13 protein-coding genes are annotated in these 14,158 nt (G+C 65.0%); 12 read left to right on the top strand and 1 reads right to left on the bottom strand.

Features of this window, described 5'->3' with window-relative positions:
• The first annotated feature begins 17 nt into the window (after positions 1-17).
• The 9 genes from AC1DYS_RS29105 to AC1DYS_RS29065 are packed head-to-tail and all read left to right on the top strand — an operon-like array spanning position 18 to position 9,512.
• Positions 18-776: a TylF/MycF/NovP-related O-methyltransferase gene (locus AC1DYS_RS29105; RefSeq protein WP_477905053.1), complete on the top strand. Its 759-nt coding sequence runs from the start codon at positions 18-20 to the stop codon at positions 774-776.
• Positions 773-2,023: an oligosaccharide flippase family protein gene (locus tag AC1DYS_RS29100; protein ID WP_477905051.1), complete on the top strand. Its 1,251-nt coding sequence runs from the start codon at positions 773-775 to the stop codon at positions 2,021-2,023. The genes AC1DYS_RS29105 and AC1DYS_RS29100 overlap by 4 nt, the downstream gene beginning before the upstream one ends.
• 22 nt (positions 2,024-2,045) lie before the next feature.
• A complete protein-coding gene (locus AC1DYS_RS29095; RefSeq protein ID WP_477905048.1) occupies positions 2,046-2,966 on the top strand; it encodes a class I SAM-dependent methyltransferase in 921 nt (306 codons plus the stop codon).
• A complete protein-coding gene (locus AC1DYS_RS29090) occupies positions 2,963-4,108 on the top strand; it encodes a glycosyltransferase family 4 protein (RefSeq protein ID WP_477905046.1) in 1,146 nt (381 codons plus the stop codon). Before AC1DYS_RS29095 ends, AC1DYS_RS29090 begins: the two co-directional genes overlap by 4 nt.
• Positions 4,105-5,133, top strand: a complete 1,029-nt coding sequence (locus AC1DYS_RS29085; RefSeq protein WP_477905044.1) for a glycosyltransferase family 2 protein — start codon at positions 4,105-4,107, stop codon at positions 5,131-5,133. Before AC1DYS_RS29090 ends, AC1DYS_RS29085 begins: the two co-directional genes overlap by 4 nt.
• The gene (locus AC1DYS_RS29080; RefSeq protein ID WP_477905042.1) at positions 5,130-5,843 is read left to right on the top strand and encodes a class I SAM-dependent methyltransferase; all 714 of its coding nucleotides are present in this window, start codon (positions 5,130-5,132) and stop codon (positions 5,841-5,843) included. Before AC1DYS_RS29085 ends, AC1DYS_RS29080 begins: the two co-directional genes overlap by 4 nt.
• 5 nt (positions 5,844-5,848) lie before the next feature.
• Positions 5,849-7,012 carry a DegT/DnrJ/EryC1/StrS family aminotransferase gene (locus AC1DYS_RS29075; protein ID WP_477905040.1) on the top strand — a complete coding sequence of 388 codons (1,164 nt, stop codon included), beginning with the start codon at positions 5,849-5,851 and terminating at the stop codon, positions 7,010-7,012.
• 5 nt (positions 7,013-7,017) lie between these two features.
• Positions 7,018-7,614 carry a sugar transferase gene (locus AC1DYS_RS29070; protein WP_477905038.1) on the top strand — a complete coding sequence of 199 codons (597 nt, stop codon included), beginning with the start codon at positions 7,018-7,020 and terminating at the stop codon, positions 7,612-7,614.
• Positions 7,611-9,512: a polysaccharide biosynthesis protein gene (locus AC1DYS_RS29065; protein WP_477905036.1), complete on the top strand. Its 1,902-nt coding sequence runs from the start codon at positions 7,611-7,613 to the stop codon at positions 9,510-9,512. Before AC1DYS_RS29070 ends, AC1DYS_RS29065 begins: the two co-directional genes overlap by 4 nt.
• Here the strand turns inward: AC1DYS_RS29065 and AC1DYS_RS29060 are convergent.
• Complete coding sequence (locus tag AC1DYS_RS29060; protein ID WP_477905035.1) at positions 9,496-10,596, bottom strand: MraY family glycosyltransferase; 1,101 nt, start codon at positions 10,594-10,596, stop codon at positions 9,496-9,498. The genes AC1DYS_RS29065 and AC1DYS_RS29060 overlap by 17 nt on opposite strands.
• Before the next feature lie 106 nt (positions 10,597-10,702).
• Between AC1DYS_RS29060 and AC1DYS_RS29055 the strand changes: the two genes are divergently transcribed.
• Genes AC1DYS_RS29055 through AC1DYS_RS29045 form a run of 3 tightly spaced genes read left to right on the top strand, consistent with a single transcriptional unit; the run spans position 10,703 to position 14,147 of the window.
• Entirely contained in the window at positions 10,703-11,815 is a 1,113-nt protein-coding gene (locus AC1DYS_RS29055) for a glycosyltransferase family 4 protein (RefSeq protein ID WP_477905033.1), read from the top strand.
• Positions 11,812-12,972 (top strand): glycosyltransferase, encoded by a 1,161-nt coding sequence (locus tag AC1DYS_RS29050; RefSeq protein WP_477905030.1) that lies wholly within the window; start codon positions 11,812-11,814, stop codon positions 12,970-12,972. Before AC1DYS_RS29055 ends, AC1DYS_RS29050 begins: the two co-directional genes overlap by 4 nt.
• A 23-nt stretch (positions 12,973-12,995) precedes the next feature.
• Complete coding sequence (locus AC1DYS_RS29045; protein WP_477905028.1) at positions 12,996-14,147, top strand: KpsE/RkpR family capsule polysaccharide export protein; 1,152 nt, start codon at positions 12,996-12,998, stop codon at positions 14,145-14,147.
• The last annotated feature ends 11 nt before the right edge of the window (positions 14,148-14,158 follow it).

The raw sequence follows: 14,158 nt of genomic DNA, 5'->3' as shown, positions 1-14,158 counted from the left end.
TTTCAACGAAATCGGGCATGAAGAAAATCGTCAAGGCCGCGCTGGCCAGCGCCGGCTGGGAACTGGGCCGCACAGCCGACCTGCAGGCACAGGCACTGGCCGACCTGTCGGCCGCCGATCGCGAGATCGTCTCCCGCGTCCACCCCTTCACCATGACCAGCCTGGAGCGGCGCGCCAGCCTGCTGGGCGCCGTGGACCACATCGCAAAGCACGGCATCGCCGGCGACATCGTCGAATGCGGCGTGTGGCGAGGCGGCAGCATGATGGCCGTGGCCCTGGCGCTGATGGCGCGTGGCGACACCTCGCGCCACCTCTACCTCTACGACACCTTCGAGGGCATGAGCGAGCCCACGGCCGAAGACAAGAGCGTGAGCGGCGAGTCGGCCGAAGCGCAACTCGCCCGTACCGCACGCGACCACGCGCTGTGGGCCGTTGCCAGCCTTGAAGACGTGCAGGCGAATCTCTGGTCCACCGGCTACCCGCGCGACCGCATCCACTTCGTCAAGGGCAAGGTCGAAGACACTATCCCTGCCACGCTGCCGAGCCGCATTGCGCTGCTGCGGCTGGACACCGACTGGTACGAGTCCACCCGCCACGAGCTGAACCACCTGTACCCGCTGCTGTCGCGCCACGGCCTCTTGATCATCGACGACTACGGTCACTGGCAAGGCGCCCGGCAGGCGGTCGACGAGTACTTCGCCGGCAGCGCCGAGCCGGTGTTCCTGCACCGCGTCGACTACACCGCGCGGCTGGTGGTCAAGCAAACCGGCTCATGACGACAGCGGCGCCGCGCCTGCTGCACGCCCTGCCTGCGGTGTATGCCGCAGCGGCGGTGCGCCTGTTGCTGCCCTTGCTGGTGTTGCCACTGATGGCCTCGCGCATCGGCGCACAGGAGTTCGGTCGCCTGAGCTTTGTGCTGGTCTGGGCGAGCCTGCTGTCGATGATCGTCGAGGGCGGTTTTCTCGCGGCCGCCACGCGGCTCGCAGTGACGGCCGATGCGCCGCGCCGCTGGCAGATCGCGCAGCAGGTGTTCACTGCGCGCTGCGTGCTGTGCGTGCCCGCCGTGCTGCTCTCGATGGTGGCGGTGCAGCTCGCAGGCCAGGCCGGCCACGCATGGGCGGACACCATCGCCATCGCCGCGCTGGCGTGTGCACTCGGCTGGCCGGCCACCTGGTACCTGCAGGCCACGCAGCAGCTCAACCGCTGGGCCCGCGTCGAGCTGGTCGTGTACGCGGTGCTGATCGCCGCCTGCTGGGCGTTCGCCTACAGCGTGTGGGTCTACGTGCTGCTGCAGCTTGCGGCCTCCACCGTGCTCGCCGGCCTGGGCTGGTGGTGGCTGCGGCGCGACCTGGCCCGTGTGCACGCGCAGCCGCTGTGGATGCGGCCTCTGCTCGGTGACGGCCTCAGGCTGGGCTGGACCATGATGCCGGTGTCCATCGCCGGTGCGGCCTATTCGTTCGCGTTGCCCGCTGCGGCCTCGCTGCAGATGAGCAAGACAGACCTTGGCACCTACTTCATGGCCGATCGCTTCGTGCGCGCGGTGCTGAATGCGGCCGAGCCGGTGTTCGCTGTCGTCTACCCGCGCATCGTGACGCTCTTCAAGACCAGCGCCCGCGCGGCGTTGCGCTACGCGGCCGCCTGGAGCGTGGGCGGCGTGGCCGTCGGTGCGTTGCTGTTCGGCATCGGCCTGCTGGCATGGCCGGCGATCGAGCCGCTGGTGCTGCGCCGTGCGGGCGATCTCGACGTGCCGAATCTGCGCGCCACCATGGCCATCCTCGGTGCCCTGCTGCCGCTGCTGCTCGGCTGGAAGTTCATTGGCTACTGGATACTCGGCAGCGGCCGCTACGACACGGCTTACCGTGCGTGCGTGGTCGTGGGCGGCATTGCCGGCGTGATCGGTGCCGCCACCTGGGGCGGGGCCGCCGGCGCCACCGGCCTGGCCTGGGTGGCGATCGGCGTCGAGCTGCTCGTCATGGCGGTGGCGGTGGGCGGTGTGCTGATCACTAAGCGCACCCGCGCCTGACAACAAGAAGGACATTCATCCGTTGGGCATCGACATCCACAACCTGAATCTGCTTGCACACGCGCAAGACGTGGGCGTGCGCTTCGGCCGCACGCTGGCGATTGGGCGGCAAGCCCTCTTCATCGAGCCCTTCGAGCTCGAGGCGCATCGTCAGTTGCGTGGTCTCTCGCCGCTGCAGGAGCCTGCGCCCGTCGCCGGCAAGCCGCGTTACTTCGAGCCGCTGATCGAGCAGTGGCTGGGTGCCGGCGCGGCCGAGTCGGTGGACGCATCGGCTTATGAAAACGCGACGCACATCCACGACATGAACCTGCCGTGGACACCCGACAGTGCACAGCTCGGCAGCTACGACGCCGTGCTCGATTTCGGCTGCCTCGAACACGTCTTCAACTTCCCGGTGGCCTGGCGCAACTGCGTCGATCTGTGCCGCGTGGGCGGGCACGTCTTGCATTCTCTGCCAGCCAACAACCTCTCGGGCCACGGCTTCTACCAGTTCTCGCCCGAGCTCTTCTTCAACCTCTACCAGGCACAGAACGGCTTCGAGCTGCGCGGCCTGTGGTTCGCGATGAAGGGCGACCGCCTTCATTGGTGGAAGGTGGCGAACCCGATGGACGTGAAGCGCCGCGTCAACCTGTGCAACAGCCACGAGGTCTACATGCTGGTGATCGCGCGCAAGCTGCGGGAGGTGGGGCCGCTGCCGGCGCCCCAGCAGTCGGACTACGCCCAGGCCGAATGGGTGCAAGGCCCGGCTGCGAGCACGCAAACGGCGGCACCGAGCCCGCGCCAGACCCTGGTGCGGCAGTTCGCCAAGTGGGGCTGGATCGACGCCTTGCGCGCCGGCCGCGAGCGCCTGCGCGCCATGCAGCGCAGCGGGCTCAGCCTGCCATCGCCTGACTACCAGCGTGTCGACGTGCATTCGCTGATCCGCAAGAACGCAGCACGATGACCCAGCCGATTCGTGTGCTCTTGCTGTGCGACCGCCTCGACATCGCCGGCGGCGTGGAGCGTTGTGTCTGCGCGCTGGCCAACCACCTGGCGCGCCAAGGCATGTCGGTCGCGGTGGGCAGCTTCAACACGCCGCGCTCCCGCATGCGCTACCCGCTCGATGCGTCGGTGCGGGTGCTGACGGGCGCTGAAGCTCGCCTGCGCACCGGCACGGCCGTGCCCGCCTCGAAGCTCGGGCGCGCCTGGGGGCTGCTGCGCACGCAGTGGCGCACCGGCCGTGCGCTGGCGCAGCTCATCCGCGCCGACCGGCCCGATGTGGTCGTGCTGAACGGCTTGACCACGGCCTGCTCGGTGCTTGCGGTCGACCGACGCTTTGCCTCCCGCACCATCTGCTGTGACCACAACCATTTCAGCGCGCGTTCTGCACCTTGGCAGCGGCTGCGCCGGTGGCTGTACCCGAAGGTCGGCGCCGTGGTCAGCCTCACCGAGGCCGATGCGCCGCGCTTTCGGGCGATCAACCCGAACACCCGGGTCATCTACAACTCGGCCACGCTGACGGCCGAGGTGCCTGCCTTGCCAAACGACGCCTGGGTGCTGGCCGTGGGCCGCCATGTGGCGCAAAAGGGCTTCGATCTGCTGCTGCAGGCCTGGGCCATCGTCGTCAATTCGGCGCCGCTGGCCCGCTTGCGCATCGTCGGTGACGGGCCCTTGCGCGCCGAGCATGAGCGCATGGCATATGCCCTGGGCCTGACCGGCCGCGTGGAATGGCTCGACCCGACGTCCGAGATCGAGCGGCTCTATCGCCAGGCCGATGTCTTCGTGCTCCCGTCTCGCTATGAGGGCATGCCGCTGGCCTTGCTCGAAGCGCAGGCCTTGGGCGTGCCGGCCGTGGCGTTCGACTGCCCGACCGGGCCGGCCGAAATCCTTACCTCTCAGACCGGCCGCCTAGTGCCACCCGGTGACGCGCCGGCGATGGCCGAGGCCCTCGTCGAGCTGCTGGCTTCGCCCGAGCTGCGTGCGCAGATGGGCCGTGCCGCCATTGCGCGCAGCCGCGAGGTCTTCAGCCAGCAGGAACACGAGGCGCGGTGGACGGCCCTGGTGCGCGACGTGGCCGTCAAGAGCGCCTACAAGGCAGCTGCATGAAGCAGGTCTCGGTCATCGTGCCGTGCCGCAACGAGCGGCGCTACATCGAAGGCTTTTGCGCCGGCGTGATGCGGCAGCAGTTGTCGCCCGAGTGGCAACTGCAGCTGGTGGTTGCCGACGGCCAGAGCGACGACGGCACGCGTGAGTTGCTGCAGTCCATCGCGCAGCGCGACCCGCGCGTCGTGTGGATCGACAATCCGGCACGCATCGTCTCGACGGGGCTCAACGCCGCGCTGAAGCTCGCCACCGGCGAGATCATCGTGCGCATGGACGTGCACAGCGAGTACGCCGACGACTACGTGGCCCAGTGCCTGGCCGTGCATGCCGAGACCAGTGCCGACAACGTCGGCGGTCCCTGGCATGCGGTGGCCGACGAGAACGCCGGCCCGATGCAGCAGGCGGTGGCCGCGGCGTTCCAATCCCGCTGGGTTGCGGGCGGTGCCTTGTCGCGCCAGCTCGACTACGACGGCTGGGTCGACACCGTCTACCTCGGCAGTTGGCCGCGCCAGACCTTCGAGCGCTTCGGCGGCTTCGACGAACAGCTGGTGCGCAACCAGGACGATGAGCACAACCTGCGCATCGTCAAGGGAGGCGGGCGCGTGTGGCAGTCGTCGCGCATTCGCAGCGTGTACCGCCCACGCGCGAACCTGTCGCAGGTGTTCCGGCAGTACCTGCAATACGGCTATTGGAAGCCATTCGTGATGAAGAAGCACGGGCAGCCGGCGTCGGTGCGGCATGCGGTCCCGGGCGTGTTCGTGGCGCTGCTGGCGGTGTCGGTGTTGATGGCGCTGCTGAGTGGCAGCACCGCGCTGTTCTGGTCGCTCGTCGACCTGTATGCGCTGGGAGTGCTGGTGATGACGGTCGTGGTCGCACAAACGAAAACGCTCGCCATGCCGGTGCTGCTGCGCGTTCCTGCCGTGATCGCGGCCTACCACTTCGGTTATGGCATCGGTTCGGTGCTCGGTTGGTGGGACGTGCTGCGCCACGGCTCCGGCCGAGAGCGCTTCGCCAAGCTCACGAGATGACGATGCAGCCGGGCGACGAATCGACCGAAGCGCAGGCTGTGCGCGAGCGCTACGCGCGCCGCTTGCCGCAAGACCCGCGCTACAGCCTGCTGAACCCGGCTGCGCTGCTTGCCTTCCAGGAGCGGCAACGCGCGATGCTGGCCCTGTTCAAGCGGCTGGGTTGGGTGGACTTGTCGGCGCTCAAGCTGCTCGAGGTGGGCAGCGGCACGGGCAGCAACCTCGTCGAATGCGTGCTGATGGGGTTCGCGCCAGAACACCTGTCGGGCATCGAGCTGCTGCCCGAGCGCCATGCCGTGGCGCGGGCCAGGTTGCCGGAAGCCGTCTCGCTTGCGCAAGGCGATGCGTTGGTGCTGATGCCTGCCGCTGAGAGCGTCGATATCGTTCTGCAGTCGACCGTCTTCTCGTCGCTGCTCGACGATGCCTTCCAACAACGCTTGGCGGCAGCGATGTGGGCCGCAGTCAAACCCGGCGGCGGCGTGCTCTGGTACGACTTCACTGTCGACAACCCGCGCAACCCCGATGTGCGCGGCGTGCCGCTGCGACGCGTTCAAGCCTTGTTTCCACAAGCCCGGGTTCAGGCGCGCCGCATCACACTGGCGCCCCCGATTGCCCGAGCCGTGTCTCGGCTTCACCCCTCGCTCTACACTGCGTTCAACGCCTTGCCACCGTTGCGCACGCACCTGCTGTGCTGGATCGCCAAAGATCGATGAAACCCATGTCCGACAAGCTGCCCTTCCTCCCGTTTGCCTTGCCCGAGATCGGCGAAGAAGAGATCGCCGAGGTCGTGGACACGCTGCGCTCCGGCTGGGTCACCACCGGCCCCAAGACCAAGCGCTTCGAGGAAGACTTCACCGCCTTTCTCGGGGACGCCAGCCTGCATTCGATGGCCGTGAACTCGGCCACCGCCGGCCTGCACCTGGCGCTCGAAGCCCTGGGCATCGGCCCGGGTGACGAGGTCATCACCACCACGCACACCTTCACCGCCACCGCCGAGGTCGTTCGCTACCTCGGGGCCGACGTGGTGCTGGTCGACATCGACCCCGCTACGCTCTGCATCGACGTGAAGGCCGTAGAGGCCGCCATCACGCCGCGTACCAAGGCCGTGATGCCGGTGCACTACGGCGGTCTCGCGGCCGACATGACGGCGCTGCTGGCGCTCACCAAGAAGCACGGCCTCAAGGTGGTGGAAGACGCCGCGCACGCACTGCCCACCACTTGCGGCGGCAAGCTCATCGGCACGCTCGATTCTGACGTCACGGTGTTCAGCTTCTACGCCAACAAGACCATCACCACCGGCGAAGGCGGCATGGTCGTCACGCGCGACCCGGCGCTCGCCCAGCGCATCAAGACCATGCGCCTGCACGGCATGAGCCGCGATGCGTTCGACCGATTCACGGCCAAGGTACCGAGCTGGTACTACGAGATCGTGGCGCCGGGGTTCAAGTACAACCTGACGGACATTGCGGCCGCTATGGGTTTGCATCAGCTCAAGCGGCTGGCCGCCTTCCAGAAGCGCCGCGAAGAGATCGCGCAGCAGTTCAACGAGGCATTTGCCGAGCTGCCGGTGATCACTCCGCCTGTGCCGCCCGCAGGCGACGTGCATGCCTGGCATCTGTACGTGCTGCGCCTGGGCGATGATGTCAAGGTGTCGCGCGATGCATTCATTGAGCGTCTGTATGCGGCAGGCATCGGCTGCAGCGTGCACTACATCCCGCTGCACCAGCAGCCTTACTGGCGCGATCGCTACGGGCTGAGCGCTGCTGCCTTCCCGCATTCGCAAAAAGCCTATGAACGCATGGTGAGCCTGCCGCTCTACACGCGCATGGCCGACGACGACGTGAAGCGGGTGGTCGGCGCAGTGCGCACGGCACTGGCTTGATGCCGATGGCCAAGCGGCTGTTCGACCTGCTGCTGTCGCTGGCCGGTTTGCTGCTGCTGTCACCTCTGATGCTGGCCGTGGCAGCCTGGATCAAGCTCGATTCGCCTGGGCCGGTGTTCTTCCGTCAGGAGCGGGTGGGGCGCTTTGGCGTGCCGTTTCGCATCCACAAGTTCAGGACCATGACGCATGGAGGCGCGGGCTCGCTGCTCACCGTGGGGGCTGATACGCGCATCACGCGAGCAGGGGCCTTCCTGCGCCGCAGCAAGTTTGACGAACTGCCGCAGTTGATTGACGTGCTGCTCGGAAGCATGAGCCTTGTCGGCCCCCGGCCCGAGGTGCCGCGTTATGTGGCGATGTATCCGCAGACGCTTCGCGACAAGGTGCTCAGCGTGCGCCCCGGCATCACGGATGTTGCCTCGATCGAATACCGCGACGAGAACGATCTGCTTGCGCGCGCTGCCGACCCGGAGCGCGAGTACGTCAACGTGGTGATGCCGGCCAAGCTGGTCCTCGCTGCGCACTACGTCGACCATGCATCGCTGCGCTTCGACATGCAGCTGATCCTGAAGACCATGCGACTGATCTGGTGGGGCCGGAGATGAGCGACGCTCCCCACAGCGCACCCAGCGTGTGGCATCGCCTCGACCGGTTGCTGGCGCGTGTGCGCCCGCGCCGGCAACCGTTGTCGCTGGCCATCGACGGCATCGTGATCATGCTGTGCTGGAACATCACCTACCTGTTCCGCCTTGGCTTCGAGCGCTCGCTCAGCGCCCGGCCGCATTACGACGCCTGGGTGATGCTCGGCGTGGTGGCGGTGTACCTGATCGCCTTCGTGATCGGTGGCATCCCCCGGGGCATGTGGCGCTTCTCGGGCTTTGACGAAATCAAGCGCCTTACGGTCGCGTGCCTGTGTGCCGGCGCGCTGTGCGCCATCGTCGTCTCGATGGCGCGCTTGGCCGAGGTGCCGCGCGCCGTGCTGGCCTTGCACCCGTTCATCACGCTGATGGGCTTGTGCGGCGTGCGCACTGCCTATCGCATGCTTTATGAGCATGCACGGTCGCGTATCACCGGCAGCGACGCCGAGGTGCGCCGCGCCATCGTGATGGGCGCCGGCGAGGCGGCCAAGCGCCTGCTCGCCACCATCCACCAGCAAGGCTGGATCGTGATGGGCCTGCTCGACGATGACCCGGTCAAACAACGCGCCCGCATCGGCGGCGTCGAGGTGCTGGGCACGCTGGCCGACGTGACGCGCTCCGACGTGCATGCCGGCGCCACCCACGTGATCGTGGCCTTGCCGGGTGCGACCGCGGCGCAACGCCGCAAGGCCGTTGACCTGGCTTCGACCACCGGCCTGCCCGTGCTGACGGTGCCTTCGGTCAGCGAGCTGCAAGATGGCACCGCTCACATCGAGCGGGTGCGCAGCATCGAACCGGAAGACCTGCTGGGCCGCGAGCCCGTGAAGCTCGACGAGCAGGGCATCGCCGAGCTGGTCTCGGGCAAGACGGTACTGGTGACGGGCGCTGGCGGGTCGATTGGCTCGGAGCTGTGCCGACAGCTGGCACGCTACGGCCCGGCCCGCATGGTGCTGTTCGAACTGAGCGAGTTCGCGCTGTACCAGATTGAGCAGCAGCTGACCGAGCTGCATGCCCACCTGCCGCTGGTCCGCCTGATCGGCGACGTGAAGAGCCTCGAGCAGATCAGCCATGCCTGCAACACGTATCGGCCGCATCTGGTCTTCCATGCCGCCGCCTACAAGCACGTGCCGTTGATGGAAGACGAGAACGCCTGGATGGCGCTACAGAACAACACGCTGGGCACCTGGCACGCAGCCAACGCCGCGGCGCGCGCAGGCGCCGAGCGCTTTGTGATGATCTCGACCGACAAGGCCGTGAACCCGACCAATGTCATGGGCGCCAGCAAGCGCGCTGCCGAGATGCTGCTGTCGCACCTGTCCACGCAAGGCCACTGCACCACCTTCGCGGCAGTGCGCTTCGGCAACGTACTCGGCTCCAGCGGCAGCGTGATCCCCAAGTTCAAGGAACAGATCGCCAAGGGCGGGCCAGTGACGGTGACGCACCCCGACATCACGCGCTACTTCATGACCATCCCGGAAGCCGCACGGCTGGTGCTCCAAGCGGCAGCGCTGGCCGAATCGGGGCAGGTGTATGTGCTCGACATGGGCGAGCCGGTGAAGATCGTGGACCTGGCGCGGGATCTGATCCGGATGTCAGGGCATCGCGATGCCGAGATCGCGATTGTTTTCAGCGGGCTTCGGCCGGGTGAGAAGCTTTATGAGGAGCTGCTGGCTGATGCGGATGACACGCTGGCGTCGGCTCACCCTAGATTGCGCATCGCCCAGTTGCGTGAGCCGGTGAGCGAAGAATGGCTCGGCGACTTGTTGTCATGGCTCCAAACAGTGAATGGTTCAACTTCACCAGCAGATTGCCGCAAGCTGCTGCGGCGCTTCGTGCATGAATACGCTTCTAGCGTGTCCGCCTGAAGACCATCCAACGAGGGGTCTTGAAGCGCACGATGCGTGAGTACAGCCAGACGTACAGAAGAATGAAGACCAGCATGAACGAGAGCAGGGCGGGCGTGCTGTCCCACCAAAGAAGGCTCGGAATGATGGTCATCAGGCACAGCACCCAGAGGTAAGGTGACGTCATGGAGTTGCGACGTGTCAGCCTTCGGCGCTTGGGACTGTCTTGCAGCGTCCAGCGAATCAGGCGGCGGTGGATCAGGGTGTGCAGGTGAATACCATCTGGCGCACCCGTCGCCACGCCTCTCACGAACTTTCGGCGGTACATGGTGAAGACCGTTTCGAAGACTGGGTAGGCACACAGCAGGAGCGGGAACATCGGCGACACCCTCTCATTGCGGTGGACGATCATGATGCACAGTTCACCCAGCAGAAATCCCAGCAGATAGGCTCCACCATCTCCCAGGAAAATCAGGCCTGCGGGGAAATTCCAAACGAAGAATCCCAGTGCAGCACCTGCAACGATGACTGCGGCGCTGAACATCGCAACGTCACCCACTTGGTATGAAACGTACGCTACGGCAAGGAGCATGAACAGCGCGCACATCGACGCAAGCCCGTTGAACCCGTCGATGATGTTGATGGCATTCGAAAGGCCGGTGACGGCAAGCACGGTGAAGCCGACTGCCGCCGGGTACCACTGGATCAGCGTGTCCAGGCCGGGGATGTCGGTGCGAATGATGACGGCATCCAGCAGCCAGATCCCGAGGCCAGACGAGCCCGCTATGAACCAAAGCCTCCAGCGGGGGGCAACGTTGCGGGCCAGGTCTTCAGCTAGGCCCGAAAGGAAGGCCGGCATGGCGGTCAGCAACAGGAGCCACAACGTCGGTGTCATCGGCATCTTGAATGCGTCTGCCCACACAATGCCGATCAGCAATCCCATGAAAATGCCGACCCCGCCGACGCGTGGGACAGGGCGTGCGTGGAATTTTTGTGGTCCGGTGAGATTGCGGTCCGCCGAGATTCTGGCGTGCGCGTTCGCTGAACGCACCACCAGCAGGCTGACAATGCAAGACGTGAGAAAACTGAGTATGAAAAACTGCATGGGAAGCCGTAGACGGTCAGCCAGCATTATCCGTGCCGAATCTGCGGTGCCCTGGAACCCAGCGCATGTTCGAAGGTAACAAGGCCGCGCGCGCATGCGTCAGCGCATGACAACGGTCTTCATCAATGGCAAGTTCGCGGCACAGCGAGTCACGGGAGTTCAACGTGCTGCGGGCTGCATCGTTGAGGCGTTTGACCGATTGCTGCCGACCGTTTCTGGTTTGGACGAGGTGCGATGGGTATTGTTGTGTCCGCCTGGAGCGTCGCTCCCCGCGCTGCGCCGAATCGAGGTTCTGGAGATCGGACATCGTGCAGCGGGCTTGCATTTCTGGGAGCAGGTGCAGTTGCCCTTTGCCGCGCGGGGTCAGCTGCTGATCAATCTGGCCGGGCCGGCGCCTTTGCTCAAACGCCATCAGATCTGCATGCTTCACGATGCTGCCGTGTTCGACTTCCCTGGAGTTCACACGCGGCTTTTCAGAGCTTGGTACCGCTTTGTGTTTCGTCGCCTTGCGCGTAACGCTTCCGTGTTGCTGACCCCGTCCGCTTTTTCAAAGTCCCGGCTGCGGGAGCATCTGGGCCTGCCTTCAGGACGGGTGGCGGTTACTTCGGGTGGTGGCGAACACATGAGAGCTGTCAGCGCCGACAATGCCGTGCTTCAGCGTCTGGGCCTGCAGCCCGGCTCGTATTTCGTGGCCGTGGGCAGTTCCAATCCAATCAAGAACTTCATGTCATTGCTGAACGCTTTTGCGGCGCTGCCGTCCCGTTGCGACGCGCAACTCGTCATCGTCGGTGGGGCTAACAGCGGGGTCTTTGCGGCTGAAGGCGCGCCAGCCAACGTGGCTGGCTTGGTCCGCGCCGGTCCCGTATCCGATGCTGAGCTGAAAGCGTTGTACCAATCGGCGCTTGCCCTCGTGTTCCCGTCCATCTACGAGGGCTTTGGCTTGCCTCCGTTGGAGGCAATGGCCTGCGACTGCCCGGTGGCGGCGTCGAACGCGGCAGCGATCCCGGAGGTGTGCGGCGACGCGGTTCTCTATTTCGATCCTTCGAAGCCGCACGCCATCGCCGAGGCGATGATGCGGCTCTTTGACGAACCCGCGTTGCGACAACAGCTGAGGGAGCACGGTGCCCGGCGCGCACAGGCCCTCAACTGGGACGGTGCCGCCTTGGTGCTGCTGGAAAATGTGAGACCAGCCATGGCTTCCTTGCTCACTGACGCATGAAGATTCTTCAGCTCACCAAGTTCTATGCACCCGTGACAGGTGGCATCGAGACCGTGGTGCTCGAACTGGTCAGAGGCATGCGCCGTCTCGGCGTGACGGTCGACGTGTTGTGTGCCGGTACCGAGCCGTGGACTCGCCGCAGCGTCAGCGAAGAAGGCGTCCAGGTCACGCGTTCTGGCTCGTGGGGCAAGTTGCTGTCGACTTCTTTGTCTCCAGGGTTGATCGCCCACGTTCGACGCCTGGCGCCTGCTTACGACGTGATCCACGTCCACATGCCTGACCCCATGGCGGCACTGGCCCTGTGGGTGGCACGTCCATCGGCAAAACTGGTCGTGCATTGGCACAGCGACGTGGTTCGCCAGCGCCGGACGATGCGCCTGTACCGCCCGCTGCAGCAATGGCTGCTTGGCCGGGCAGACGCCATCGTTGCGACCTCTGAACCCTACGCTCAGTCGTCGCCGTGTCTGCAGCCATGGCAGAGCAAGATCACCGTGATCCCCATCGGCATCAGTGACAATGGCGGCTCCGCGCGGCCAGAAGTGGTGCAGCGCATTCAAGAACGCTTCGGTGGCCGAGACATCGTGTTCGCTTTGGGCCGCATGACTTATTACAAGGGGTATGACCTTCTTATCGAGGCTGCAGCATCGCTTCCCTCACACTGCGTGATCATCGTCGGCGGTGAGGGCGAACTGCTCAGTACCTATCGAGCCGAGGTGAATCGGCGATTCCTTTCGGATCGCATCCATTTCGTTGGGCGCATTCCGGCGCATGAACTTAGCGCCTACTTCGCCGCCGCGAGCATGTTCTGCATGACGTCCACGCAGCGAGCCGAGGCTTATGGCGTGGTCATGCTGGAAGCCATGGCGATGGGCAAGCCCGTTATTTCGACCCACGTCGAAGGAGCTGCAGCGTCGTGGATAAACCAAGCGGGTGCGACCGGGCTCAACATCCCGGTGGATGACGTGGAAGCGCTACTGGAAGCAGTCAATAGAATCAGTGCCGACAGACCCTTTGCGTCCCAGCTCGGCCAAGGCGCGCGGGCCCGCTACGAACGCATCTTCACTGCGGACACGATGGTTGGCAGCACGACCGACCTCTATGCGCAGCTGCTGGCTCGGCCGGATCGACAGGCCATGCTCGACCGGCTGCCAATTTGACAAGACAGGATCAGTTTTTTGAAATGACAGCAGAATCTTCTTCCACGGCGTTGGGTGACGCTCGCCCCCGCCTGTGGCTTCGGCTGAAGCGCCGGTTCAACACCATCTTTGTCATCACCGTACTGCTACCGACGGCGGTGGCCTGTCTCTATTTCGGCGTGATCGCGTCAGACGTCTACATCTCCGAGTCCCGCTTCGTGGTGCGTAACCCCCAACGACAGTCTGTCGCGGGCGGACTGGGCTCGCTGTTGCAGGGTACCGGCTTTGCACGATCGCAGGACGACACCTACTCTGTGCACGACTACGTGCTGTCTCGCGACGCGCTGCACGAGTTGGACAAGCAGTTGCAGATTCGCAAAGCGTTCGAATCGCAGAACGTCGACTGGTTCAACCGCTTCCCCGGCCCTAGCCCCGACGACAGCTTCGAGGCCTTTTACAAGCACTACCGCAAATACGTGAGCGTCGACTACGACACGGTGTCATCGATCACCACGCTCTATGTGCGCGCGTACACGGCCGAAGATTCGCGCAATATCAATGACCTGCTGCTGAAAATGGGTGAGCGGCTCGTCAATAATTTGAACGACCGCAGTCGGCAAGATCTGATTCAGGTCGCGCAAAGAGAAGTACAAAACGCAGAAGAACGCGCCAAGGCCGCTGCGGTGGGCTTGTCGGGCTACCGAACTCGTCAGTCGGTGTTCGATCCCGACCGACAGTCAGCACTCCAGCTGCAGGGGGTGGCCAAGCTGCAGGAAGAACTGCTGGCCGCAGAGGCGCAACTGAACCAGGTGCAGAAGTTGTCACCTGACAATCCTCAGATTCCGTCACTGAAGAGTCGCATCGAGTCCCTGCGTAGGACCATTGCGGCAGAGTCCTCCAAGGTGGCTGGCGCCGACGGGTCGTTCACCAGCAAGTCGACGGCATTTGACCGACTTCAACTGGAGAAGGTGTTCGCCGAGCGCCAGCTGGCCACGGCGCTGGCTTCGCTGGAGACGGCTCGCAACGAGGCACAGCGCAAACAGCTTTATCTGGAAAGACTGGTGCAACCAAACCTGCCAGACAAAGCGCTCGAACCACGTCGAATTCGCAACGTCTTCACAGTGCTGCTCCTGGGCTTGATTTTTTGGGGCGTGGTCAGCTTGGTCGTGGCCAGCGTCCGAGAGCACGTTGACTGAGCCGACTCGCC

The sequence above is a fragment of the Rhizobacter sp. P2_G4 genome (genome assembly GCF_056403575.1).
Note: the sequence above shows the minus strand (reverse complement) of the source record. Positions and strands in the feature narration are given on the sequence as shown.